The organism is Thermosediminibacter oceani DSM 16646, from assembly GCF_000144645.1.
Lineage (GTDB): Bacteria > Bacillota > Thermosediminibacteria > Thermosediminibacterales > Thermosediminibacteraceae > Thermosediminibacter > Thermosediminibacter oceani.
The window spans coordinates 1927823-1952221 of the sequence record NC_014377.1 but is presented as its reverse complement, the minus strand read 5'-3'; the positions used below and the strand labels follow the sequence as shown (position 1 = coordinate 1952221).

General features: G+C 46.2%; 22 protein-coding genes, 2 pseudogenes and 1 riboswitch. Of the genes and pseudogenes, 21 read left to right on the top strand and 3 right to left on the bottom strand.

Annotated features, from left to right (window positions below; all coding sequences use genetic code 11):
* Positions 1–258: 258 nt before the first annotated feature.
* The 4 genes and pseudogenes from TOCE_RS12685 to TOCE_RS09760 form a co-directional block, all read left to right on the top strand.
* Positions 259–981, top strand: a pseudogene (locus tag TOCE_RS12685) (DUF262 domain-containing protein); the annotation flags it as partial.
* Between the two features lie 165 nt (positions 982–1146).
* Positions 1147–2178, top strand: a complete 1032-nt coding sequence (locus tag TOCE_RS12680; RefSeq protein ID WP_342606911.1) for an HNH endonuclease family protein — start codon at positions 1147–1149, stop codon at positions 2176–2178.
* Between the two features lie 50 nt (positions 2179–2228).
* Positions 2229–3035: a GIY-YIG nuclease family protein gene (locus tag TOCE_RS11745; RefSeq protein WP_013276689.1), complete on the top strand. Its 807-nt coding sequence runs from the start codon at positions 2229–2231 to the stop codon at positions 3033–3035.
* 912 nt (positions 3036–3947) lie between these two features.
* Positions 3948–5528, top strand: a complete 1581-nt coding sequence (locus tag TOCE_RS09760) for an MBL fold metallo-hydrolase (RefSeq protein ID WP_013276688.1) — start codon at positions 3948–3950, stop codon at positions 5526–5528.
* 28 nt (positions 5529–5556) lie between these two features.
* Here the strand turns inward: TOCE_RS09760 and hepT are convergent, their stop codons facing one another.
* Both hepT and mntA read right to left on the bottom strand, forming a co-directional pair.
* Positions 5557–5976, bottom strand: a complete 420-nt coding sequence (gene hepT, locus TOCE_RS09755) for a type VII toxin-antitoxin system HepT family RNase toxin (RefSeq protein ID WP_013276687.1) — start codon at positions 5974–5976, stop codon at positions 5557–5559.
* Positions 5969–6403: a type VII toxin-antitoxin system MntA family adenylyltransferase antitoxin gene (mntA, locus tag TOCE_RS09750; protein ID WP_425358466.1), complete on the bottom strand. Its 435-nt coding sequence runs from the start codon at positions 6401–6403 to the stop codon at positions 5969–5971. The genes hepT and mntA overlap by 8 nt, the downstream gene beginning before the upstream one ends.
* 119 nt (positions 6404–6522) lie before the next feature.
* Here mntA and TOCE_RS12955 point away from each other — a divergent pair.
* The 5 genes and pseudogenes from TOCE_RS12955 to TOCE_RS09725 all read left to right on the top strand — a co-directional run bounded on the left by TOCE_RS12955 (position 6523) and on the right by TOCE_RS09725 (position 12187).
* A pseudogene (locus TOCE_RS12955) lies at positions 6523–7274 on the top strand (DUF4846 domain-containing protein).
* A 347-nt stretch (positions 7275–7621) separates the two neighbouring features.
* On the top strand, positions 7622–8746 hold the full coding sequence (locus TOCE_RS09740) for an AMP-binding protein (RefSeq protein ID WP_223156816.1): 1125 nt from the start codon (positions 7622–7624) through the stop codon (positions 8744–8746).
* A 186-nt stretch (positions 8747–8932) separates the two neighbouring features.
* Positions 8933–9340: a pyridoxamine 5'-phosphate oxidase family protein gene (locus tag TOCE_RS09735; RefSeq protein ID WP_013276684.1), complete on the top strand. Its 408-nt coding sequence runs from the start codon at positions 8933–8935 to the stop codon at positions 9338–9340.
* 288 nt (positions 9341–9628) lie between these two features.
* On the top strand, positions 9629–11047 hold the full coding sequence (locus TOCE_RS09730) for an APC family permease (protein ID WP_013276683.1): 1419 nt from the start codon (positions 9629–9631) through the stop codon (positions 11045–11047).
* A gap of 63 nt (positions 11048–11110) precedes the next feature.
* Positions 11111–12187 carry a M24 family metallopeptidase gene (locus TOCE_RS09725; RefSeq protein WP_013276682.1) on the top strand — a complete coding sequence of 359 codons (1077 nt, stop codon included), beginning with the start codon at positions 11111–11113 and terminating at the stop codon, positions 12185–12187.
* A gap of 54 nt (positions 12188–12241) precedes the next feature.
* Here TOCE_RS09725 and TOCE_RS09720 read toward each other — a convergent pair whose 3' ends face one another.
* Complete coding sequence (locus TOCE_RS09720) at positions 12242–12787, bottom strand: helix-turn-helix domain-containing protein (RefSeq protein ID WP_013276681.1); 546 nt, start codon at positions 12785–12787, stop codon at positions 12242–12244.
* A gap of 150 nt (positions 12788–12937) precedes the next feature.
* On the opposite strand from TOCE_RS09720, the gene TOCE_RS09715 reads away from it, so the two are divergent.
* The 12 genes from TOCE_RS09715 (at position 12938) to pilO (ending at position 24371) form a co-directional block, all read left to right on the top strand.
* On the top strand, positions 12938–13402 hold the full coding sequence (locus tag TOCE_RS09715) for a GNAT family N-acetyltransferase (RefSeq protein WP_013276680.1): 465 nt from the start codon (positions 12938–12940) through the stop codon (positions 13400–13402).
* Between the two features lie 119 nt (positions 13403–13521).
* Positions 13522–15219, top strand: a complete 1698-nt coding sequence (locus TOCE_RS09710) for a GspE/PulE family protein (protein WP_013276679.1) — start codon at positions 13522–13524, stop codon at positions 15217–15219.
* 24 nt (positions 15220–15243) lie between these two features.
* Positions 15244–16272, top strand: a complete 1029-nt coding sequence (locus TOCE_RS09705) for a type IV pilus twitching motility protein PilT (protein ID WP_013276678.1) — start codon at positions 15244–15246, stop codon at positions 16270–16272.
* A gap of 26 nt (positions 16273–16298) precedes the next feature.
* Positions 16299–16386, top strand: a riboswitch (cyclic di-GMP riboswitch).
* Positions 16387–16451: 65 nt separating this feature from the next.
* The gene (locus TOCE_RS09700) at positions 16452–17666 is read left to right on the top strand and encodes a type II secretion system F family protein (protein WP_013276677.1); all 1215 of its coding nucleotides are present in this window, start codon (positions 16452–16454) and stop codon (positions 17664–17666) included.
* Between the two features lie 95 nt (positions 17667–17761).
* A complete protein-coding gene (locus tag TOCE_RS09695) occupies positions 17762–18277 on the top strand; it encodes a type II secretion system protein GspG (RefSeq protein WP_013276676.1) in 516 nt (171 codons plus the stop codon).
* A gap of 186 nt (positions 18278–18463) precedes the next feature.
* Positions 18464–19219 (top strand): prepilin peptidase, encoded by a 756-nt coding sequence (locus TOCE_RS09690; protein ID WP_013276675.1) that lies wholly within the window; start codon positions 18464–18466, stop codon positions 19217–19219.
* 96 nt (positions 19220–19315) lie between these two features.
* Complete coding sequence (locus TOCE_RS09685; RefSeq protein ID WP_013276674.1) at positions 19316–19744, top strand: type IV pilus modification PilV family protein; 429 nt, start codon at positions 19316–19318, stop codon at positions 19742–19744.
* On the top strand, positions 19741–20283 hold the full coding sequence (locus TOCE_RS09680) for a prepilin-type N-terminal cleavage/methylation domain-containing protein (protein ID WP_013276673.1): 543 nt from the start codon (positions 19741–19743) through the stop codon (positions 20281–20283). Before TOCE_RS09685 ends, TOCE_RS09680 begins: the two co-directional genes overlap by 4 nt.
* A 20-nt stretch (positions 20284–20303) precedes the next feature.
* Positions 20304–21527, top strand: coding sequence for a PilX N-terminal domain-containing pilus assembly protein (locus TOCE_RS09675; RefSeq protein WP_281054655.1), 1224 nt, complete (start codon positions 20304–20306; stop codon positions 21525–21527).
* A gap of 74 nt (positions 21528–21601) precedes the next feature.
* Positions 21602–22498 carry a type IV pilus biogenesis protein PilM gene (gene pilM / locus TOCE_RS09670; protein WP_013276671.1) on the top strand — a complete coding sequence of 299 codons (897 nt, stop codon included), beginning with the start codon at positions 21602–21604 and terminating at the stop codon, positions 22496–22498.
* A 5-nt stretch (positions 22499–22503) separates the two neighbouring features.
* On the top strand, positions 22504–23073 hold the full coding sequence (locus tag TOCE_RS09665) for a PilN domain-containing protein (protein ID WP_041423927.1): 570 nt from the start codon (positions 22504–22506) through the stop codon (positions 23071–23073).
* A gap of 38 nt (positions 23074–23111) precedes the next feature.
* On the top strand, positions 23112–24371 hold the full coding sequence (gene pilO, locus TOCE_RS09660; protein ID WP_013276669.1) for a type 4a pilus biogenesis protein PilO: 1260 nt from the start codon (positions 23112–23114) through the stop codon (positions 24369–24371).
* The last annotated feature ends 28 nt before the right edge of the window (positions 24372–24399 follow it).

Here is a 24399-nt window from a genome sequence, read left to right as displayed (position 1 = left end):
GGCATCCGGGGGTGCACCCCTGGTCTGCTGACCTCATGAGCCGGAAGACCTGCTGGCTCAGCTCACGCGTAAGAAATCTGTGCCGCACCGCAAGGGTCTCACTCTTTTTCAAGTAGTCACCGGTTTTACCGGGCTACAGGAGGTGATAAGAGTGACCCCAGACCAACCCAAATTAATTTTCGCAAAGGCACACCTGATTATCAAGAACCTAAAACGGTTCTGCGATAATTTCTAAAACATATTATACGAGGGGGTATTATGATGGCTAACAGAGAATTGCTAACGCTTTCAGAAATATTTAATAATCGCTTTTTCAGAATACCTGACTATCAGAGAGGTTATGCATGGCAAGAAAAACAGTTAGAAGATTTCTGGGAAGATTTAGAAAATCTTAAAGAAGGGAGATCTCATTACACGGGCTTATTGACTATAGAGGAAGTTAATAGGAAAGAAGTTGAAAACAATGAAAGATGGAAGGACGATCTTTGGCTTTTTGATAAAGGTTTTTAGGCATATTATGTAATTGACGGGCAGCAGAGGTTGACAACTATAATTATTTTATTGCATGTTATTTTATCTAAATTTAAAGATGAAGATTTGCTTAACTATGAGCTTGTCAAAAATCATAAAGCTAAATATTTGTATCAAGAAGCTGGAGATAAATATAAATCATATATTTTTGGTTATGAGAAAGATAATCCTTCGGATGAATTTTTTAAGACCGAAATACTTGATCAAAAGTCTATTACTGCACATAGCGTTGCTAAGGAAACGCTTTATACTGCAAATTTAAAAAGAGCAAAGGATTTTTTTATAGAGAAAATAAGAAATATGGATGAAAAAAATATTGAAATATTATTCAAAAAAGTAGTGAATGGGTTAAAATTTAACTTATATGAAATAGATGATGATTTAGATGTATTTATAACTTTTGAGACTATGAACAATAGAGGTAAGCCTTTATCAAAACTTGAACTGCTTAAAAATAGACTTATATATTTGTCTACCCTTATTCCAGAAAATGAGGATATTCAAAATAAACTTCGCAGGGAAATAAATGAGGTTTGGAAAACAATTTATGAATATTTAGGCAAGAATAAAGATAATCCGCTAGATGATGATGAGTTTCTTGAAAACCACTGGATAATGTATTTTAAATATGAAAGAGGAGAATCTGAAGCTTATGCAAAGTTTCTTTTGGATAAATATTTTATTGCCAAAAATGTATTAAACCCAAATGCACAAACTAATGTAGGTTTTAAAGAAATAAAAGATTATATCGATAGTCTTGCTGAGAGCGTCAAAGCTTGGTTTTATATGTTTAACCCCGCACATTCAAATTCAATTTTTAACAAAGATATTATTGAATGGCTTCAAAAACTTCAAAGACTGGGTTTTGGAGCTTTTAAACCGCTTATTATGGCAGCTATCGTAAAAAAAGTTCAATCTGAGTTGTTATTAGAATTACTAAAAACCTGTGAAAGGTTTATATTCCTGGTATTTTCGATTTCCAGAAGGCCATCGAATACACAAAATAGCCACTTTTACCGCGTAGCTCATGACTTTTATACAGATTCCTGGGATATTAAAACAGTAATTAATGACATAAATTCATTAACGAACGATGTTGACAGCGGAGGGTGGTATGATATAAAAAGATTTTATGATTATATAGATGAACAATTTAAAAAAGCAGAAGGTTTTTACAGTTGGAATGCTTTGCGTTATTTTTTGTATGAATACGAGTTATATTTGCAAGAAAAAGCTAATGGGCCGTGTAAAGTTATTTGGGAAATAATAAAAGAAAAAGATAAAAGAGATACAATAGAACATATTTATCCTCAGGATGACAGCGATAAATACTGGCAAGTAAGGTTCGGTAAATTTTCACCAGAACAAAGGAAGGTCTTTGTAAATTCTCTTGGGAATTTATTATTGATTTCGCAATTAAAGAATTCCCAACTTCAAAACAAAGGTTTTGATTTCAAAAAAGAACATGAAGATAGAAACAATAATTACATAGGTTATTGCAACGGTTCTCACTCGGAAATAGAAGTTGCACGATACAATGAATGGACCGAGAAAGAGATAAAGGATAGGGGGATTAAACTTCTTAAGTTTATGGAAGAAAGATGGGGGATACAAATACCAGACAAAGAAAAACTTTTAGGATTTTGATAAATTATATGAGTTAAATTGAGAAGTAAATATTAGGGGATGACCTTATCATGGATGTTAATATATTTTATATACATCAATATAAATTTGAGTATGTTTGTGACATAATTCCTGAAACCGATGATAATGGGAACATTATTGAGTACTATCCGCAGGATTTATATAAGAAGAAGGAATTTGTCCAATTAAATGAATACGGTAAGGGGCCGTTTTGCAGGTTCAAAATTCCTACTTTCTGGGCTAAGAAAGAAGGGGTTTATTGTATTTTTTCAGATGAGCAACTGGTTTATGTAGGTGAATGTGTAGATCTAAGCAAACGATTTAATATGGGTTACGGCAATATCTCTCCACGCAACTGCTTTAAAGGTGGACAGCCAACGAACTGTAAAGTCAACAATTTTATACTAAATGAGATTAAGCAGGGAAAGTCAGTAAAACTTTATTTTCTGGAGACAAAAGAGCGTTTTGAGATTGAAAAAGAACTTATAGAAAAGTTTCATCCCCAATGGAATTCCCAATCAGGTAAAAATATAAGAAGTAATAATAGGGTTTTAAATGAAATAGGTATGGGGGTTAAAATTACAAAAGATAAATGCAATAATATCAAAAGCGCATCTGTTCGCAGCGGTGGTTATGAAGAGTTGTCAGCTTATCTGAAGAGAATTACTGGAGATTCGATAAGATTGACTTTTAAAGAAATTGAGAGGATTATAAATAGGACTCTTCCTCCATCGGCTTATAAACACGCGGCATGGTGGGCAAATGGAGGGCATTCACACGCGAATTATTGGTTGAAGGTTGGCTGGAGGGTAGAGAAAATCGCCCTTGGAGACTGGGTTGTATTTTCAAGAAAGTAAATCAGGAGTAAAAATTGAGTTTAAATCTTTCAATGTTCTAAAAATGAAATTTCGGAATGACATAAAGTTAGCATCCTAAGAAAAAAGTCTGTTAAGTCCGATTTAACTATAATAATTTATTCAATTCAAAGGTGACCTGATTAATGTTAATTAAAGACCTTGTCGAAATTAACAAGGAAACGTGCAGGCTGCTATGGACAATACCAAATTTTTCGTCTGAAAGTCTACCGCTCACTTTTTCTAGACTTATTTTTCCACCTTTAAGTAATGGTGTAATCAGAATAAGTGAATAGGAAGCCCGGTTTGCTTTTGCTTCTGTCATAGAGAGATCTACTAAATACTTTTATTCTGTAGAAACCCCAACAAAGGAACTCTACAATTTCACCGGGCAAAAGGATATAAGCGCTCAAACCGATTTGACTTTATATACTTTTGAAAATAAGTTTGTCGAACAAGTAAGGGTTGAATTTAAAGCTAAAAATCCTCCGCAAGAACATATTACGAAAGACATTGAAAAACTGGTCAAAGAAAATACAACCGGAAATTGGTTTCATTTGTTGGAAAATATTGATAGCTGTACTTTGCGAAGCCTTTTTGATAAGTTTCAGCTAGCTTCCAAAGAAGTAAATTCTAGGTTGTCAGATAATAAACAAATCCTTCTAATTAAACCTATACTTTTTTTCTTTGTCGTAATTGATAAACGTTGGGCTTATATATAAATGGTTTAATCCCTCAGGTGATATTGAAACTTATTGCAATAATTTCTTCTACATAGGGTATAGTGTGCGGCGGGGTGAAATTAACATTTCGGATTTAAATGGCTGGGAAGAGTATAAAGCTTAGATTGAGCTGCGGCCCGGAAGAAAGGGCAAGTTATTAATAGGTATAGGTAAATGAAAGGCGGTGATACCCATGGCCGTTTCCCTCACCTTTTACGACGGCGCCGACTGCATCGGCGGCAACAAGATACTGCTGGAAGACGGCAAAGCGTCGCTTTTTTTGGATTTCGGCACCAACTTCAAAGCCGAGGGCATGTTCTTCGACGAATTCCTCGGGCCGAGAAGTACGTTCGGCTTTTATGACCTCCTATGCCTCGGCATCCTGCCGCCGCTAAGGAGCCTGTACCGGACAGACCTGGAATACCCGGGCGTATGGGATAGATTCTCATCGCACCCACTGTACCGGAAAAACGAAGTTACGGGCGTATTCCTCTCACACGCCCACTTCGACCACTGCGGCCACTTTTCATACATCCGGGAAGAGGTGCCCGTAATAACCGGGCTGACCAGCGCCCTTATATGCAAAGCCCTTCAAGATACGGGAGGGGGCAACCGCTTGCAGGAAATATGCTATACAACGCCCCGGGAATTAAAGGACGGCCTTCTGCAGACCGGGCACTACAAGACAACCCCCTTCAGGCAGCGCCGCTACCGCATAATGGGAATAGAGGCTATTCCGGAAAGAGCCTGCGGTTTCTGGGAGAGAGTCGATAACTCCCGAGCGCTGCAATGCTGCGCCCTTGAAGCCTGCGGCGGGGAGTCTGAAATCGGCGGCCTTACCGTGCGCTTCTGGCCGGTGGACCACTCCATCCCCGGAGCTGGAGCCTTCGGTATAAAGACTTCCGCCGGCTGGATTATCTACACCGGCGACCTCAGGCTTCACGGTAAAAACGCCGGCCTTACCCGGTGGTTTTTCCAAGAAGCCGCAAAACTAAAGCCTCTTGCCCTCATCTGTGAAGGTACCCATCCGGGGACGCAAAAGCCCGTGACGGAAGGGGAAGTGGCTGCTAACTGTTTCGACGTGGTGGCTAAAGCAGGGGGCCTCGTTGTTGCTGACTTCGGTCCGCGCAACGTAGAGCGCCTGCTTTCATTCCTCGACATAGCCGGAAACACCGGCCGCCGCCTGGTATTGACCGCCAAGGACATATACCTGCTGGAAGCTCTGGATGCGGCGGGAGAGGACGGTGTTCCCGACCCGAACGAAGACGAACGCATAGTGCTTTACCTGCGGCCAAAGGCCCAGAGAAAAAAGTGGGAGGATGCCCTCCTCGACCGGTTCGACCCTACAAAGATGGTAACAGCGGAAGACATAAAAAAAGACGCCGGAAGCTACATACTCTGCTTTTCCTATTACGACTTCCACGCATTTCTTGACATCCAGCCGGAAGGCGGGACCTACATATACTCCTCCAGTGAGGCGTACGACGAAGAAATGCTGATAGACCACCAGCGGATAAAAAACTGGATTGATTATTTTGGTTTTGAACTTTACGGAACGTTAGGTAGGGACCGGGAAAAATCGGGCTTTCACGCCAGCGGGCACATCCACGGCCCGGGAATAGAGGAGATGGTGGAGACAATAAAGCCGGAAGTGCTCATCCCGGTGCATACACAGGACGGGGAATTTTTCGCGCGGTTTGAGGGATTTTGTAAAGTAGTGTGGCCGGAGAGGGGAAAGACTATAAAACTTAGCGGATATGACGGAACTATGTAGAGGCGGTTTTTGGTGCGGCGGGTTAAAGTTAAAGCAATTTACTTATTTGCTGGATAAATGAATCAAAATCTCCAAGATTGTTTTGCAATATGCCGTAAACCTCTTTATCGTCAACTTCATCATAGAAGTGAACGATACGATTTCGGAATTTGGCCATTAGCTTATATATATCAGCGTCATTTTTTGCTATTATTCCACTTTTGTATAGAATTTCAAAAGTATCGGCGTAAGTTTTTGGAATTCCAAGTCCCCTTCGAGATATAACATGGTTACCTATGTCTATCATAGCCTCGATAGCAGTTTGAAGATTATATTTTGCGGAATCAAAGTATCTGAAATCAGATATAAATTCATCTAAAGGAAGCCGGGAGAGTGTTTTTAATTTTGACAGGCTGTTTTCAATTACCCTAATTTTATCTAGAACCCTTTTTTTATCAATTTCATACATATTTATCTCTCAATCCTTTCATAAAATCATCATAAAATTTTTTTAATGTAATTCCATAATCCCCGTAGATATTAAAAACTCTCTCCTTAAAGTCTGCAAGGGCTATTTCATCAGTACAGTATAAAAGCTCTCCTGTATGTAATACCTGATGACAGATATCTATCGGGGCTTTGTTTAAGTTGACCAAATCAATGTCGTCGCGCTTGAAAATCTGGCTGATGCCGGATTCAATTTCCAGCTCTTCAAAAAGTGAAGGGCTGTTTCTGAATAATATTGCCAGGTCAATATCGCTGGTAGTGCGTTCATGACCGGTACCGTAAGATCCAAATATATATAATGCCAAAATATTTTTATTTTGCCCGAGATATTTTTTTAATTCTTCAATTTGCGTTATTATACCGTCAAGATTCCTTTTCAATTGAATCACCTATAATCGAATTTCATTTTAATTATACCAGAATAATCCTAAAGTTAAACAAACTTCTCAAAAAATATTGATGGTGTATAGTAACCCACCTAAATAACGCTGGTAAAAGGTGGGGTTTTATGAAAAAGATAATCATCCTCCTGATGGCGATTCTTTTAACGGCCTGTTCCGGTAATACGTCTTTCAACCCGGCGAAAAATGAGACGGTTTATTTGATAAATGAAAGCGGAAGGACCGTTCAGTAGAGGATAAGGGTTCCTGAGGGCTTTGAAAGGGTTGAAGTGCCCGAAGGTTCTTTCGGTGAATATTTGAGGAACCTGCCCTTAAAGCCTCACGGCTCGAAGGTAAAGTATTATAACGGCCTTCCGAAGCTCCGGAATGTCCATGTGGCAGTTCTTGATATTGACAAGGAGACAGGAACCTGCAGCAGTGTGCCGACGCCGTGATAAGGCTCAGGTCGGAGCACCTTTACCGGAAAGGAGAGTATGATAAGATCCACTTCAACTTTACCAACGGCTTCATGGCCGATTATACCACATGGATGAAGGGGTACAGGATTAAAGTTGAAGGGGATAATGTGTACTGGGTAAAACAGGCGGATTACTCCAACGATTACGAAAGCTTTAGAAAATACCTGGATACTGTCTTTGCTTACGCAGGCACGCTTTCGCTGTCAAAGGAATTGAAAAAAGTGCCGGTGGAGGATCTGCAGATAACCCAAAGTTACATGCCGGCCCAGGATATTCACATTCTCAAAAACCCGGCGAACGGCAAAGGAAACCCCTGGTATTCCATCAACTTCGGGGAAAGGCTCCGGACTCCGAAGTTAGAATTCACCCGGGACCAGCTGGCACGTTTTGATACTGAGTGATAAAGCGTATACTTCTGCAAATCTTGAAGATATACGGTAGATACGCTAAGATTGTGGTAGCGAGCCATATTCATATATATCAGAGGAGGACAAATAACATGTTAAACCTTGCCTATGTGGGACTTAAGCTCTTGTGGCACAACAAGTGGCCCAGGGAGAAAATCGAAAGCTACGCTAAGGCAAGGTTCCGTAGAGTCGTTGAACACGCATTTTATAATAGCAGGTTTTACCGCGAGCTTTACCGGAGTGTAGGTATTACAGAAAAGGATCTCGCTTATCTGGAGCCGTCAGACCTCCCTATAATCAACAAAGATGTCGTGCGCGCCAACTTCGAAGATATCTGTACAGTGAAGCACCTGCCTGCCGGCTTGAGGTCCCAGGTTGAAAAGCAGCGCGGAGAGCAAGATGCCCATGACAGCAGGCTCATAGTAAGACTAGGCCGTTACACTCTTGTGCACACTTCGGGGAGCACGGGAAAGCCTTGCAATTTCCTCTACAACGATTCAGCCATCACGCAGGTTGTAGCAAACATGGTCAGGTTGAGCCTGGGAGGTAAGGCAAAGATAAGACTATGGGATTTTCCTGTCCGTGTGCTGTTCGTGGCTTCCGTGGGGAGGGGATATGCCAGCACAACTCTGGCATTAAATGGGATAAAGAAATACAACGCGAAGAGCCTGATTCTGAACGTCCAGGATCCCCTAGAATCCTGGCCCGAAAAGATTCAAGAGTTTGATCCAAATTACCTTGCAGGTTATCCTTCGTGTATACAAATCGTGGCAGACATGCAGGCCAAGGGAAGCATACATATACGTCCGAAGAAGGTGATCACCGGAGGAGAACCTATCACCGTGGAAAGAGCGCGCTATTTTCAAGAGGTCTTCGGCTGCGATATTATAGACTATTACGCATGTACCGAGTCACTAGCTCTCGGGGCAGGTGCCAGCTGGTACGACGGCATCTACCTTTTCGATGACATGAACTACTGCGAGGTAGATGAATTTGGTAGGCTCATAGTAACTGTACTTTATAACGAGGTTTTTCCCCTGATACGTTACCGCCTCAACGACGTTGTGCTGGGTTTTACCAGAGGTCCGGTGGGTCCCTTACCGTATACGCGTATCGACAAGGTTCTCGGCAGGAGCGAAGACATGATGTGGTTCAGAAATCCCGCGGGGAAATGGGATTTCCTCCATCCCCTCTTTATTGATGACCTTAACGTTCCGGGTATCAAGGAGTTCCAGTTTGTTCAGGTCAATGAGATATCGTTCCGCCTCAGGATAGTTCCCGAACCGGGGACCAACGGAGAGAGTCTTACTGAAAAAGCGCGAGAACAGGTCAATGCCTTCCTCACCAGAAAAAATCTGAGCAACGTCAAATTTTCCGTCGATTTAACAGATTCGCTCGATGTGGATAAGATATCGGGTAAGGTTAAACTAGTGGTTGGCGCGCTCAAGCCCGGGAGCGATTTTTAATCCCTCAAAACCGTTTCGTTCAAGTTCTCTCAACTGCTTTTTAAATTTCATTGTACTGCTTGGCTCCGTTCTGCAGTTCCATTTGCCGCTTTACATTATAACGTACTTGTTCAAAACGATTTTTTAGAATATCATTAAATTGAATTGCATGAAATATATCAAATATTAAATGGTGGAGGGTTCAAGATGAAGACGGAAGAAGTAATTAAATTTTTAAACGAAAATCCCAATGGTGCCTTTGCCACTGTGGACGACGGGAAACCACGCGTAAGGCCCTGGCAGTTCCAATTTGAAGAAAACGGGAAATTTTATTTCTGTACATCCAACACCAAAGACGTTTTTAGACAATTGCAAAAGAATCCTTTTGCAGAATTTACCAGTACATCAAAGGATATGGTGACGGTCAGACTGTCCGGTAGGGTTATTTTTACAAAGGATTTGGATGTTAAAAGAAAAATTATTGAAAAAAACGAAGGAATAAAAGCCATATATAAATCTGCAGATAATCCTATCTTTGAGGTCTTTTATATTGAACCCAGTGAAGTGATTATATCTGACCTGTCCGGCAACCCCCCAATTAAGATCAGCTTTTGAGAGAAAGTGATGATCAGGGAGAAGGGATAATTAATAAGTAGGGGATAAGCGCAAAGCTCTAAAGGAGCTTTAGCGCTTATCCCTTTTTAATTATTTTTATTAACCTATAAAAATTGCAGTATAACAAAAATATTTTTATTGAACTAAAATTTTTTCTATGATATAATAACAAACAATAAATTCGGACCCGAGGTGGTGGTCGTTCACAGATTTATGGCTGATTTTTTTTTTTAAACAAACTGGCATATTTAATTATCCCAGGAACCATAAAACAGAAAGGATGATTGGATGAAAAACAAGATCGGCTTATGGGACTTGGTCTTCATGAATGTTTCCGCCTTGTACGGAATAAGATGGATAGCGAAGTCTACTGCGGACAGCTTCGGTTTGGGGCTTGGGGCCATACCGGTATGGGTTTTATTTTCTTTCATCTTCTTCGTGCCCAGTGCCCTCATCTGCGCAGAACTGGCGGCCACGTATCCGAGAGACGGTGGGCTTTACGAGTGGGTTAAAGAAGCTTACGGCGAAAAGTGGGGATTTATGGTATCATGGCTTAACTGGACTGCCAAAATATTCTGGTATTCTTCGTTTTTAACCTTCTTTACAGTCAACGTATCTTTCGCCCTGGGCAAACCCGAACTTGCAAGCGATAAGATGTTCGTATTAATACTCTCGCTTGTGACCTTCTGGATATTATCTCTCATCAGTGTAAGGGGCATGAGCTTCGGTAAGATATTTACCAATATTGGGGCTCTGGGTTCTACAATACCCTCCGTGCTGCTTATTTTAATGGCATTTATTTCTGTTGTAATATTCAAAAATCCTCCGGCTTCCACTTATACGGTATCAACACTTATGCCCAAGCTTAATATGGACTCTCTTGTAGCAATATCGTCGATTATGTTTGCTCTCAGCGGGGCCGAAACTACCGCCAACTTTATAACCGAAGTTGAGGATGCAAAAAATACATTCCCCAGGGCGATTATGCTCGCGGCTATGATCGTAGGGGGCTTATATGTTCTCGGTTCGATAGCCATTACGTCAATTTTGCCGACGAGCCAGATAACAGCTTCAAGGGGTGTGCTGGAAGCCCTTGCAGCAGTTGCATCAAAGCTCGGTATCGGGCCTTGGTTCATACAAATTATTGCTGTTTCTATATCCTTTTCAATACTCGGTGCAATAATACTTTATATAGCTTCTCCCATTAAGATGTTGTTCGGAAGCGTCCAAAAGGGAATTTTTCCGGAGTACTTTACCAAAGTAAATGCTTACAATATTCCTGCAAATGCCGTAATATTCCAGGCAATCCTGGTAACGGCGATACTCCTTGGAACGAACCTTCTGCCATCGGTAGATGCCATATACAACGTACTTGTGACTATGACCGCCCTGACACAGCTCTTCCCCTATGTCCTTCTATTTGGTTCTTATATTAAACTGAGAAGGGAAAGGCCCAATGAGAATAGGCCTTATGAAATGACGAGGGACAATGGAAAAGCTATAGCGATTGCCAATATGGTGCTGGCTATTACAATGATCGGCATAGTGCTTTCGGCAGCGCCCGTTATGGAGACCTTCAGGGAAAACCTTATATATGAAATCGAAATGATAGGTGGAGGGCTTTTGGTAATACTTACAGGACTGCTGATATGGAATAATTATGAGAAAAGATCCCCGATCGGGAAAAGCGCGGCCCTTAAAAAATAAAGGAGACTATCGTCTAAGATAGTCTCCTGCCCTGTTTGAAAAGCTTTAAAAGGGGGAAATGACATGAATCAGGAAAGGCTAAATGTCGTCTTGAGGGAGATGGAGAAACAAAATATCCCGCAGATTGTAGTCTCTGACCCTGCTTCAATTTTCTATCTCACGGGGAAGTGGATACATCCCGGAGAGCGAATGCTGGCGCTGTATCTAAATGTCAACGGCGACAAGAGGCTTTTTATCAACGAGCTTTTTCCCGTGCATGAAGACCTGGGCGTTGAAAAGGTCATTTTCAATGATACCCAGGATGCTGTAGAGATTTTGTCGAGGTATGTTGAAGCGGGAAAACCTTTGGGCGTAGATAAAAACTGGCCTGCCCGGTTTCTGTTAAGGCTAATGGAATTAAAGAGTAATTGTAAATTCGTTATCGGTTCAAATATCATCGATAGAGTGAGGATGCGAAAAGACCCCAGGGAAATCGAGCTGATGCGCCAATCCTCGAGAATCAACGATCTTGCCGTGGGGAAATTAATCGAACTTATACCGCAAAAATATACCGAAAAGAAGATGGGCCAAATTCTTTTAGAGATTTACGAAGAGTTAGGCGCTGAGGGCTGTTCCTTCGATCCCATCATCGCCTACGGCGCTAACGCGGCAGACCCCCACCATACACCCGGAAACTTTACAGTAAGGGAAGGGGACTGCGTTATCATAGATATCGGGTGTGTAAAGGATTCCTACTGCTCCGATATAACCAGGACTGTATTTTATAAGAAGGTTTCCGATGAGGCAGCTAAAATATACAATATAGTTCTGGAAGCCAACAAGAGAGCAATTGATACTGTAAAGCCGGGCGTAAGATTTTGCGATATTGACGCTGCTGCGCGAAATTATATTGAAAAAGCCGGGTACGGCAAATATTTTACTCACAGAACAGGACACTCTATAGGAATAGAGGTTCATGAACTCGGAGATGTCTCGGCTGCAAATACCGACAGGGTTGAACCGGGTATGATATTTTCCATAGAACCGGGCATATATATTCCGGGCATCGTGGGTGTAAGAATAGAAGACCTGGTGGTCGTAACCGAAGACGGTTGCGAAGTATTAACCGGGTACGATAAAAATCTAACCGTTATCGAATAACTCCTTGAAACCCACATAAGCGATCTTGCGCTTATGTGGGTTTTGGATTCTATATCAAAAAATAATAGGGGTTAGCACGGTCAGCAATTTTGTCTTCCGCTCTAGAGGATTAAACCATGAATGGGGTATTGTCGACGGGTAGTGTATCGACTCTCCTGCCTTTACCAGATATTCTTTACCGTCGATATCGACGATTACGGCGCCTTCAAGCACATACACAAATTCTTCTCCCGGGTGGCTGAATTTGCTCCCCAGCCCTTCTCCCGGTTGGATGTACACGATCATTGCTTCTAACGTTCTTTTAGGGAACTCCCCGCTTAAAAGCACGTATTCTGCAGAATTCCCCTCTATTTTGAATACTTTCTGTTCACTTAATTTGATATGGTAGCTGTGGTTATGGTAAGAGCTGAAAAACTCAGTTATTGGAACATTTAATGCATCGGCTATTTTCTTAAGGGATGTTATGGCCAGCGACGAGTAGCCGTTTTCAACCTGCGATAGAAAGCTGACCGAAAGGCCTGTCATTTCACTTAATTCTTTCAAAGTAAGGCCTTTCTGCTTTCTCAACTTACTTATCTTTTCAGCAATTTCATTAATCATTTTAACCTCCAGCCTATGTGTCGGGAATTTTATATACAGTCCATTTATAGATTACACGAAGCAAAAGCAAAAAACAAGGCTTGCTGAAGAGGGGCCTGTCAAGTTATACTTCTGAAGTGTAAAGTTTAAGAAAGAGGTGAAGCTTCCCGTATGCGGATCAGAAGATATGCGCCGCAGGATTTAGAGCAAATGCTCCAGTTGCTTTACGATACCGTACATAATATTAACATAAAGGATTATTCCCCGGAGCAGGTTGATGTATGGGCGCCGAAAGAGCCGGAGGTCGAGAAATGGTCCGGTTTTTTCGAAAATAATATCTGCTATGTGGCGGAAATCGATGATAAAATAGTCGGCTTCGGGGATTTAACGGAGAAGGGTTACCTGAATACCCTTTACACGCATAAGGATTTTCAGAGAAAGGGGATAGGTTCAGCCCTTTTAAAGGCTTTTGAAAGTGAAGCTAGAAACCTTGGTGTAAGTGAGATTACAACGGAAGCGAGCATTACCGCAAGGCCTTTCTTTGAAAAACACGACTTCGTATGCGTGAAAAAGCAGAATAAGGAATATAAGGGAATGGTTTTTATTAATTTTTTGATGAAAAAGAGTCTCCGATAAAAGTAGGCGGGCAATGCCCGCCTTTTCTGTCAAAGTTTGTATAGTAATGGCCTTATATGCGTGATATAATTAATATTAATTAAACTTAGACTTTTTGGGAATGGGAGAAGGTGGCATGAGTGGACGGTAAACGCCGGCTGGGGGACCTGCTGGTGGAGGCGGGCATGCTTACCCCCGAACAGCTGGAGAAGGCCTTAAATGAACAAAAGCGGAGCGGAGAGCGCCTGGGCAAGGTACTTACGCGCCTGGGGTATGTGAGCGAGAAGGATATCCTGGAGGTCCTGGAATTTCAGCTGGGTATACCTAAAGTGGTAGTGGAAGATTACCAGCTGGAACCTGAGGTGGTACGGCTGATACCGGAGCGCCTGGCTCGCCGCCACATGGCTATACCCGTCCGCCGGGACGGGAATAGACTGCTGGTGGCCATGGCGGACCCTTTAAACCTTACAGCACTGGATGACCTGCGCCTGGCTACGGGATTTGAAATCATACCGGCCATCGCCTCGGAAAGAGAGATTGAAACGGCTTTGTCCCGTTTCTGGCAGTCCTTCCTGGAAAATCAGGCCATGGCCGGTTTTGAGGAGACAGCGGCGGATACCTCTGCGGCCGCATGGGACTCCTTCGACCTGGATGAAGCGGCCGAGACCGGTATAGAAGGTGCGCCGGCAGTTCAGCTGGTGAACCGGCTGATTGCCCAGGCCGTGCGCGCCAGAGCCAGCGATATCCATATCGAACCTCAGGAAGGGAGCGTGCTGGTGCGCTTCCGGGTGGACGGGCTTTTGCGGGAAGTGCTTCGCCTGCCACCGGGGGTGCTTAGCAGCCTGACTTCCCGAATAAAAATTATGGGGGGTATGGATATCGCCGAAAAGCGGCTGCCTCAGGACGGCCGTTTCCAGATAACGCTGGAGAGGCGCAGTATAGACCTGCGCGTTTCCACCATGCCCACCGTTTATGGCGAAAAAGTTGTGCTGCGTATCCTGGATAAAAAAACTATGCTCCTTACTCTCGATAAGCTGGGCTTTTCGCCCGCTACCAAGGAGCAGTATGAAAGTTTGATACGCAGCACTTACGGAATGATTTTGATCACCGGTCCCACCGGCAGCGGCAAGACCACCACCCTCTACGCCACTTTAAACGCCCTGAGTTCCCCGGAAAAAAATATAATCACCATAGAAGATCCTGTAGAATACCTTTTGCCCGGCATCAATCAGGTGCAGGTAAACCCCAAAGTAGGCCTGGATTTTGCAGCGGGCTTGAGGGCTATTTTGCGCCAGGACCCGGATATTATAATGGTAGGGGAGATTCGCGACAGGGAGACGGCTGATATAGCCGTCCGGGCGGCTACAACGGGCCACCTCGTTTTCAGCACGCTGCACACCAACGACGCGGCCGGGGCGGTGACAAGGCTGCTGGACATGGGTGTGGAGCCGTTTCTCGTAAATTCTTCCCTGATCGGTGTGGTGGCCCAGCGTCTTGTCCGCCTCATCTGCCCGCAGTGCCGCGAGCCCTACGAACCGGCGCCCGGCGATGCGGCCTACGCCTTCCTCGGGGAAAACATAGACAAAAAGTTTTACCGGGGCCGCGGCTGCCGGCAGTGCAATTACACAGGATACCAGGGCAGGACTGCTATCCAGGAAATCCTGGTGATGACCGATGAAATTCGCTCTCTCGTGGCTGCCAAAGCACCCGTTACGGAAATAAAAAAGGCTGCCGTCGCCGGCGGAATGGTTACCTTGCGGGAAGACGGACTTTTAAAGGCCGGCCAGGGATTAACCACAGTGGAAGAAGTGATTCGCGTGTCCATGGGCGAATTTTAGCGCAGAGGTCAGGTGATAGTTTTGATGCATTTGCGGGAAATACTGGGAGAAGCCATAAAAAAAGGGGCATCGGATATACATCTGACGGTGGGTTTACCGCCGGTCTTCCGGCATCACGGACGGCTCGAACCTCAGGGGCAGTGGCCTCCTTTGACTGCTTCTGATACTGAAGCACTGGCAAGGGAGATTTTGGGTGAACGGTGGGAAGAATTTATTGAGCGAAAGGAACTGGACCTGGCCTACTCGGCAGCGGGATTGGGGCGTTTTCGGGTAAATATTTTTCACCAGCGCGGAAGTATAGGGGCTGCCTTACGCCTGGTTGGCGATGTTATTCACAGCCTTGACGAGTTGGGGCTACCCCCGGTGGTAGGCGAGCTGGCCGATCAGCCCCACGGCCTGGTCCTGGTTACCGGGCCTACCGGCAGCGGTAAGACCACGACTCTGGCGGCCATGATCGACCGGATTAACGAGCGGCGCAGCTGTCACATAATTACGCTGGAGGACCCCATAGAGTACCTGCATACGCATAAAAGGAGTATCGTGAACCAGCGGGAAATCGGAAGTGACTCTCCTTCCTTTGCGAGCGCTTTAAGGGCTGCCCTGCGCCAGGACCCCGACGTTATTCTGGTGGGCGAGATGCGGGACCTGGAGACGGTAGCCACGGCAATTACTGCGGCGGAAACCGGGCACCTGGTGCTGGCTACCCTTCATACCGGCAGTGCTGTCCAGAGCATTGACCGGATTATAGACGTTTTTCCTCCGCACCAGCAGAACCAGATCAGAATCCAGCTTTCGGATACTCTGGCCGGAGTCATTACCCAGCAACTGCTGCCCCGGGCTGACGGCAAAGGACGGGTGGTGGCTGTGGAAGTTTTGATTGCTACCCCTGCTGTGCGCAATCTTATAAGGGAAGGGAAAACCCACCAGATCGTTTCTTTGATGCAGACGGGCGGCCGATTCGGAATGCAGACCATGGAAATGTCGCTCAGGCAATTGCGTGAAAAGGGATTAATTCACCCGGATTTATATCAATTGAAGAAGGATTTTGGATAATTTTGCCGAATTAAATTTATAAAAATCCCTGTAAAGGGCAAACCCGGTGAAAGCCGGGGGCGCAAAGCTACGGGCCTAAGGGTAATAAAGCCTATCGGCCGCCGGGCTGCCGGGGGACGGTATGAATCGTTCTTCCAAAGCAGCCCGGTGCGTCTTTTTGGGACAGTGTAGGTGGAGATATGGCGATTTACAGTTATCGTGCGCGCGACGCTTTTGGTCAACCGGTGGTCGGTACTGTAGAAGCGGAAAATGAGGCGGCTGTCGTCCGGCTTTTAAGGGATAAGGGTTTATTTATCGTGGAAGTTCGCCCCGGGCGGGAACGGTTTGCGATAAATTCAGGACGACTTTTACGCCGCGTTGGAAAACAGGATCTTGCGGTTTTCTGCCGGCAACTGGCCACCATGCTCGGAGCGGGACTTCCGATCGTCCCGGCTCTCCAAATCCTGGCCATGCAGGCTGAAAATAAAATATTGCGCAGGAACATTGAAGAGATTGTGAGAAGCCTTGAAGGAGGTGAGACTTTTCACGAAGCGCTGGCCCGGTTGCAGGTTTTTCCTCCGATAATGGTGCATGCAATAGAGGCGGCTGAGCTGGGAGGGTCCCTCGATGAGGCCCTCGAGGAGTTGGCTGCCCACCTGGAACGGGAGCATGAGCTTCAGGAGAAGGTCAAGTCCGCCCTTACGTATCCGGCTTTAGTCGTATCGGTGGCTTTGGCGGTTTTGATCGTTTTGCTGGTCTTCGTTCTCCCGGCTTTTCAAAACATGCTGAACGCCTTGGGGGTGCCATTGCCCCTCCCGACCCGGATTGTGATGGGCGTAAGCAGAGCTCTCCGGCGGGGATGGCCTATCCTGATCTTTGCGGCAGGTATTCTGGCTTATGTGGCTTACGGGGTCCTCAAAACAGATAACGCCAGATACCGCCTGGACGGTATTTTGCTGAAACTGCCGGTATTTGGCCCGCTCCACAAGAAGGCGGTCCTTTCCCGCTTCAGCCGTAGCCTGGGCACGCTCCTTAGAAGCGGGGTTCCGATTCTCCAGGCTATGGATGTAGTACGGCGAACGGTGGGAAACCGGGTAGTAGCTGAAGCCATAGCTAGGGCACAGGAAAGTGTCAGGGATGGTAAGGGCATTGCGGACCCGCTGAAGGAGAGCGGTATTTTCCCTCCGATGATCATCGGAATGATCGCCGTAGGCGAAGAAACCGGTGCCCTTGATTTCCTTCTGGCGAAAATCAGCGAATTGTGCGACCGTGAAGTGAAAGAAGCCGTCAGCCGCCTGTCTGCTCTGATAGAGCCTTTATTGATCGCCATGCTGGGCGGTGCGGTGGGATTTATTGTGATTTCCATATTGCTGCCCTACTTCCAGATACTTGGGAATATAGGAAATATAGGATAATATATAATTTTGCAAGGGGGGTTGAAATCGGCGGAAAACCGGTAAAGTAATCTGAACCATTTTATAAAACAAATTGATGGGGGGCGTTGTTTCTTATGATGAAATGCTTTCGGAAAAAAGTAAAAGACCAGCGGGGCTTTACCCTGGTAGAGCTATTGGTAGTCATAGCCATCATTGCTATCCTGGCTGCCGTAGTTCTTCCAAATGCCTTCAATGCTATCGAGAGGAGCAAAGTTGTAGCGGCTGAGGCAGATTATAAGTCGATTAAAACGGCAGTGTTGAATTTTTATGCGGATACTGGAAAATGGCCGCAAAGTGATGATTACTCTTACCTTGTTGATAAGCCTGATGATAATAGTTATCCTGGATGGAACGGGCCATACCTGGATCGCTGGCCAAACAAGAACCCGTGGGGCGGGACGTATACTTACAAAAATGATAGCGCGGTAAACTGGGATGGCCAGGGAAGTGGAGATTCTGCTAGGTATCTAGAAGTTGATTATGTTCCGGACAATCTTTACGACAGATTAAGGGCTGACCTGGGCGGAAATATGGTTATGAAAGACAGCCAAACCAGCAATGTAGTATATATTTTAATTTCCAAAGATTAACTTCGCAGTCAATTATATTTTAATCTCAAATTAAGTTATGCTGGCATTGATGGTGCCCACCAAGCAGCAACTGCCGGAACTTGCTGTATATCATGTTTCAGCAAACAAGAGGTAATCGATTGGACCTACATAGCACCCTGTAATATTACTAAGTAAATAGAAAGAAAGTCTATAAAGGTGAAAATTATGTTTTTCATGGTAGGGTTTTTCTTCTTACTCGGCCTTTTCACCGGCAGTTTCCTCAATGTCGTCATCTACCGCCTGCCGCGGGGAGAGACGGTGGTTTGGGGGCGATCCCGTTGTCCGGCCTGCGAGCACGTGCTGGCCTGGTGCGATCTCGTGCCGGTGGCAAGTTACCTCGCCCTGCGGGGGAGGTGCCGCTACTGCGGGGCGCGAATTTCCCCGCGGTATCCTGTAGTGGAATTGTTGACAGGCGCGGTGTTTGCCGCGCTGTTTTATCGTTATGGACCGGTGCCGGCCCTGGTCAAGTATCTTTTTCTCGGCGCCGTCTTAATAGCGGCTGCCTTCATCGACCTGGAACACTACCTTATTCCGGACCGCCTTGTACTGGCCGGCTTTGCGGCCGCCATCGTTCTGGGGTTTGCGGCCAGGGATGTGGGGGTCTGGTCGTCCCTGGCGGGAAGCGCGGCGGGAGCAGGATTTTTATTTGCTATTGTCGTATTTAGTAAAGGCGGAATGGGTTGCGGTGACGTAAAGCTGGCCGCGGTAGCGGGTCTTTTTATAGGTTGGCCGCTGGCGGCTCTGGCTCTGTTTCTCGCGGTGATTACCGGGGGCCTGGTAGCTGCCGTTCTCCTGCTTTTCAGGCTGAAAGGGCCGAAGGATGCCATTCCCTTTGGCCCCTTTATTGCAGCGGGCACGCTTGCTGCGGCACTCTGGGGTTCACATATTATTGACTGGTACAAGCAGGTTTTTCTGTTCTAGTCAGAGCGGTGACGTGTTTTGGTATATCAATAGGGCACATGAGGCCAGGGAGGCTGGGGGAGAAACGCCTTTATTGCTTAAGGAGGGTATGGGAAAGTGATTTGGGCGCCAAAAGTTAAGGGGAAAACAAGTCAGCAGGATAACCCGAATAACGGCGGTTTTACCCTGGTGGAGGTGTTAATAGCCACCCTGGTTCTCGTCGCTGCTATTGTTCCCCTTATGAACGCCTTTATACACGGTGCGCGATGGACGGCCGAGTCGCGAGACCTAATAACGGCCTTAAATCTGGCCCAAGGTAAGCTGGAGGAACTGAAGAACAAACCTTATGCAAGCCTTGAGGCTGGGGAACCCACCGACCCCGATCAACCGCCGCGTCCCTTTACCGGTTATCCGGAATATACTTACCGGATTAGCGTCTTTGAAAACGATAAAAAAAACTTGAAAACGATAACGATAAAAATTTACGATGCCGCGACCAGCCGGGAAATCCTCTCCCTGACCATGGACAGGGGTGACTGGAGATGACGGGCAGGCGCACGAAGGAATGCGGTTTTACCCTGGTCGAGGCCGTCGTGGCAGTTTCCATCTTCAGCCTGGTGGTGGGGGCGGCGCTGGCCCTATACCAGCAGGCCGTTCTGTCCTGGCATAAGGATGAGGCGAGAGTCGATGTTCAAGAAAATCTGCGCATCGCCTTGGAAAGGATGAGCGGGGAAATAAGGTCCGCCAGGGGGCTGGTCGAAGCCGGGGAATCATGGATACGTTTGGCTGTAATGGAACCTGGGGGAGATTCGGATAATAGTACGAAGAACGTAAGTTATTACTTGGATTCCCGCGAAAAACGATTGATTCGGGAAATAGACGGGAAAAAAGAGCCGGTGGCTGAGTATGTAACAGATTTTCAGCTGGCTTACTACGACGAAAAAGACGAGGATGAATTGCAATTTCCATTGTCCGATGAGGACCACAAAAACATTCGCCGGGTTAAGATCACTCTCACCGGGAAAAAGGGTAACGGGCCTGAGGTCAAGATGACTACTTCCGTCAAGATCAGGGCCCTTAACTGAGGGGGTGCCGGGGTTTGCACATGAATATAAAGGAGAGCCAGGGCGCGGAACGGGGACAGGCCCTCGTCCTGGTCATGCTTGTGCTGATGGTGGTGGTCATACTCGGCAGTGCCACTGTAACTTTGACTGCCAGCCATAGGCAGGCAGCCGCCCGGCAGCGAAACCGCCTGCAGGCATACTACGCAGCCGATGCCGGTGTGGAGAGGGCCCTGGTTATGATTAGGCAAAACCCGGGAGTTGTGAATCAGATTCCTCCTGGGGGCTCTTTGACTTTGATTTCGAATGAACCTTATCCCGAACCTTCTGCCGGCGGCAGCATTGAGAAAGTGACCGTCGAAGAAATCGAGGAAGAATCCGGTACCGTTGTGAAGATAACTTCCGTGGGAACTTTTAATAAGGCGCGCGAGACTTTGACCGTAAAGGTGCGCATCAATACCTCCGGCAGCCCGGCGGAATTGCTTAAAGGTGTCAGCCTCTTACCGGAAGATCAGAATTCTGATATTAATTTGTTAAAACATATTTCGATCATAGGTTCACAAGAACCAAAACCGGTAATTTATGTTAACGGCAACCTAAATATTGGTGACAAATCGACAATTGAAAATTTTAATATTTACGCTTCTGGTAAAATCACTATTAATAAAGATGCAGAACTGAATAACTGTCAAATCACCGAATATCACCAAGCAATTCCGGATTTTCCAGATTTGAGAGAAGATTGGTACCGACAACAAGCTGAGATGACTGGCAAATATTTTGGGCAAGATACAACTTTTCCTATAAATGACCCGGGAAAAGAGAAGGGTGGAAAGAGCGAAGATACTACCGAATATAGCGGTATCTATTTTGTGAATGGAAATGTTAAAATTTCAGGTAGGTATAGCGGACAGGCGGTTATCGTAACTAGCGGTAATATCGATGTTACCGACGACCTGAAGGCTAACACCCCTGATGAAGACCTGTTGGTTTTGATTTCCTTAGGTGGTCAGGTAAATATAAATAAAAAAGGTTCGGACTCTATCATAGACGCCTTAATAATAGCCAACGGTAAATTATTTTGTGATAATAAAGTAGTACTAAATGGGGGAGTTTTGGTGCGACTAATAGAAAACACAAATAAACTGACAATATACTCCAACCCTGTACTGATCGATAGCCATCCTGAATTAATCGGGTTGGCTTTTGGCGGGGGCAGCGGTGGCGGGCCTACAAGCATTGAAATTGAAAGCTGGAGCGAGCAATAGGTCTTCTAAAGCTTTGGATCAACCGCGCGATTGTTGAAAGAGTGATCATAATATTTTAAATTGGGGGTCAAGAAGTGCACTGGCTTAGCTTGAGGCGGCAAAAAGGATTGCTGGGAGTGGATCTGGGGACTGCCCGGATCAAAGTGGCGGTGGTGAGGGGAGACCGCCTCCTGGCTAAAGGGGCGGTTCCTGCTCCTGCCGGAGGATGGGATAATATAACGGAAATGATAGCCGCCCTGGCCGAAGCGGTACAGCAAACGGGCTGGCGGGGCCGGAGAGCGGTGGCCGCCGTTAGCGGCGAGCGGGTGGTTGTGCGATACCTGCGCCTTCCGCGCATGCCGGAAAAGGACTTGCGGGCCGGGTTACAGTATGAGGCGGAGCGCTATCTTCCCGTGGGGACGGAGGATATGGTGCTGGATTTCGCCATACTGGATAGGGAGCCGGAAGGCCATCCCGGCCAGATGCTGGTCCTGCTGGCGGCAACGCCCAGAGAACAGGTAATCCAGTATCATCACCTTTTTAAGGAAGCCGGTCTTGAGCTGGAAGCATTGGACCTGATACCCGCAGCCCTGTGCCGCGCCCTGGGAACCACCGGTGAAGAAAAGGAATCCATCATACTGGACATAGGTGAGCAGTGGAGCCATGTTGTGCTGGCGCGCGGGAGCCGGCTTCTTTTCAGCAGGACAGTCAGAATGGGTTGCCGGGAGCTGAGAGGTGGCACCCTTTATACCGGTTTAAATCGGGCCGTAGATCTGATTCAGGAAGTGCGGCGTTCTGTGGATTTTTATCGTTCCCAGGGTGGAAGCGGTTTTAGTCCGGCAGGGTTATACCTGACAGGCGGAGGAGCCTACCTTGAAGGGATAAAGGATTATTTCGGTTTAGAACTTGATTTACCGGCGGAAATTGCCAGCCCGTTTTTGCTGGGGCCGGAATTTGCGGTGGCGGTGGGGCTGGCTTTAAGGGAGAGATAAGGGTTATGGCGTCTATAAACTTGCTTCCGCAGGAGTTAAGGCCTTCCAGCAGGCGGATTTTTTTGGTCCGGTCCAAGCCGGTTTTAATCCTGATCTCGGTATTAGTGCTTCTCTTTTCTGCATATTCGTTTCTGCTGGTTCATACGTGGTTGATGGAAAATCGCCTGACGGAAATCGAAAAGCAGGTTACTTTTTACCGGCAGCAGGTAGAAGCGGTGAAAGAGGCGGAAAATAAGCTAAACAGCCTTCGCCAGCAGAAGGCGGAGCTGGAAAAACTCGCGAAAGGCCGTCAAAAAAGGTCGGAGCTGCTGATTACTTTGACCGATGCTGTTCCGCCGGAAGTGTGGCTGACAGGGCTGGAGGTAAACGGGGAACAGCAAGTTAAAATTACGGGGCGGTCTTTGGATCTTGCGGCAGCGGGAAGGTTTTTTTTCGCACTGAAGGACCAGCCGTTTCTGGAAAACGTTAGGTTGGAGTCGGTACAGGATGTAACCGGCGAAGAAACCGTCCTGGAATTCAGTATAACAGCGGACTTAAGACAAACTAATGCGCTTGCCGGAAAAGCAAAGCAGTAAGACTTCCGGACACCGGGGTAGAGGAAGGAAGGATCGGGATGAGGCTACAGACCATAAACTTAAGCCGGCGGGAAAAAGTATTGATAATCATCCTGGTTGTATCGCTTGTCCTGTTTTTTATACAGAAGTTTATCTTCGCCCAGCGTTTGCCCTACTATATCCAGTTAAAAGCCCGGATGCGGGAGGAAACGGCAGAGCTAGCTTCCACCCGGGAGACTGCCGGCAGCTTACCGGTTCTGAAAAAAAATGTGGAAATTGCAGAGATGGAACTCGCCGAAACCAAGAAAAAGCTTGGCGTTGCTTTCGATGATATGGATTCCTTTTTACTGGCGGCCCAGCCCAAGGAACCGGGAGTCCGGGTGAAGCTTTTCCAGCCGATGCAGGAGGAAAAAAGGGGAATTTTCAGCGTGCAGCCGTTCAAGGTTACCGTGTCAGGCGATTACCCGAGCATTATGACCTATTTGCTGTACCTTGATACGTTGCCGGCAATGACTGAAATTCGGGAGCTCAAAATTTCGGCTGGGAGTGAAAAGCTGGGGGAAGTGGAGGCCGGTTTTGTTATAGATCTTTTTAAAATAGGGGTGGAAGGTGAAAGCATTCCATTAAGTGATGACCGCAATGATGAACAAAAAATCTTGCCTCAGAGCCGGAAGAATATCTTTGAACCGGCGGTGGCGGTCAACCGGCCGGAAAAACCGCATGAACAATTACCCCAACTATCTCCTCCTTCACCTGAAACACCGGCTTTGCCTAAAGTCCCGGATACTCCTACTCCCCAAAAAGACGTGCCCCTTTCAATTCCCGCCATTTCCAGCTATACCTTTCCATCAATTGACGGCAAAAGCAATCGGATAGCGCTTCCGTGGCTTGAGGGGGCAAAGGTGTTGCGCAATGTGGGGCCCTTTTATTCCGTTGGCTCCAGGAAAATAGCCATAGCGGGAAGGGAATTCGGTCGCGGTGTAGTTGTGGAAGTTGATAAAAATAGGCCGGTGGTAGAAGCTGTTATGGATTTGCAGGCGCGATATAGTGTTTTGCGTGGTTTTGCCGGCGTAGAGGATGATACCCAAAACAGCAGCGGCAGTTTCGTGCTGACTTTTTTGGGCGATGAGCGCGAACTCCTGAAGACGCCCGTTCTCAAGCCCGGCGCTTATCCGTATTACGTGGAATTGAACGTGAAAGGTGTGAAACGCCTGACAGTACGGGTTGAATGGAAGGAAATCGAACCGGGAGACTATGACCGTGTTGCGGCAGCCCTGGCAAATATGAAATTTGTAGCGGAAGAGCCAGCGAAAAAATAAAAATGCGGTGGCAAAATGAAAAGGTTGG

Excerpts from the sequence above, each read along its gene's own strand:
- pilO (WP_013276669.1), top strand. The coding sequence starts at position 23,112 with ATGAGGCTACAGACCATAAACTTAAGCCGGCGGGAAAAAGTATTGATA.
- hepT (WP_013276687.1), bottom strand. The coding sequence starts at position 5,976 with ATGTATGAAATTGATAAAAAAAGGGTTCTAGATAAAATTAGGGTAATT.
- TOCE_RS09680 (WP_013276673.1), top strand. The coding sequence starts at position 19,741 with ATGACGGGCAGGCGCACGAAGGAATGCGGTTTTACCCTGGTCGAGGCC.
- TOCE_RS09760 (WP_013276688.1), top strand. The coding sequence starts at position 3,948 with ATGGCCGTTTCCCTCACCTTTTACGACGGCGCCGACTGCATCGGCGGC.
- TOCE_RS09675 (WP_281054655.1), top strand. The coding sequence starts at position 20,304 with ATGAATATAAAGGAGAGCCAGGGCGCGGAACGGGGACAGGCCCTCGTC.
- TOCE_RS09700 (WP_013276677.1), top strand. The coding sequence starts at position 16,452 with ATGGCGATTTACAGTTATCGTGCGCGCGACGCTTTTGGTCAACCGGTG.
- TOCE_RS09715 (WP_013276680.1), top strand. The coding sequence starts at position 12,938 with ATGCGGATCAGAAGATATGCGCCGCAGGATTTAGAGCAAATGCTCCAG.
- TOCE_RS09665 (WP_041423927.1), top strand. The coding sequence starts at position 22,504 with ATGGCGTCTATAAACTTGCTTCCGCAGGAGTTAAGGCCTTCCAGCAGG.
- TOCE_RS09705 (WP_013276678.1), top strand. The coding sequence starts at position 15,244 with ATGCATTTGCGGGAAATACTGGGAGAAGCCATAAAAAAAGGGGCATCG.
- TOCE_RS09730 (WP_013276683.1), top strand. The coding sequence starts at position 9,629 with ATGAAAAACAAGATCGGCTTATGGGACTTGGTCTTCATGAATGTTTCC.
- TOCE_RS11745 (WP_013276689.1), top strand. The coding sequence starts at position 2,229 with ATGGATGTTAATATATTTTATATACATCAATATAAATTTGAGTATGTT.
- TOCE_RS09735 (WP_013276684.1), top strand. The coding sequence starts at position 8,933 with ATGAAGACGGAAGAAGTAATTAAATTTTTAAACGAAAATCCCAATGGT.
- TOCE_RS12680 (WP_342606911.1), top strand. The coding sequence starts at position 1,147 with ATGTATTTTAAATATGAAAGAGGAGAATCTGAAGCTTATGCAAAGTTT.
- TOCE_RS09690 (WP_013276675.1), top strand. The coding sequence starts at position 18,464 with ATGTTTTTCATGGTAGGGTTTTTCTTCTTACTCGGCCTTTTCACCGGC.
- TOCE_RS09695 (WP_013276676.1), top strand. The coding sequence starts at position 17,762 with ATGATGAAATGCTTTCGGAAAAAAGTAAAAGACCAGCGGGGCTTTACC.
- TOCE_RS09720 (WP_013276681.1), bottom strand. The coding sequence starts at position 12,787 with ATGATTAATGAAATTGCTGAAAAGATAAGTAAGTTGAGAAAGCAGAAA.
- TOCE_RS09725 (WP_013276682.1), top strand. The coding sequence starts at position 11,111 with ATGAATCAGGAAAGGCTAAATGTCGTCTTGAGGGAGATGGAGAAACAA.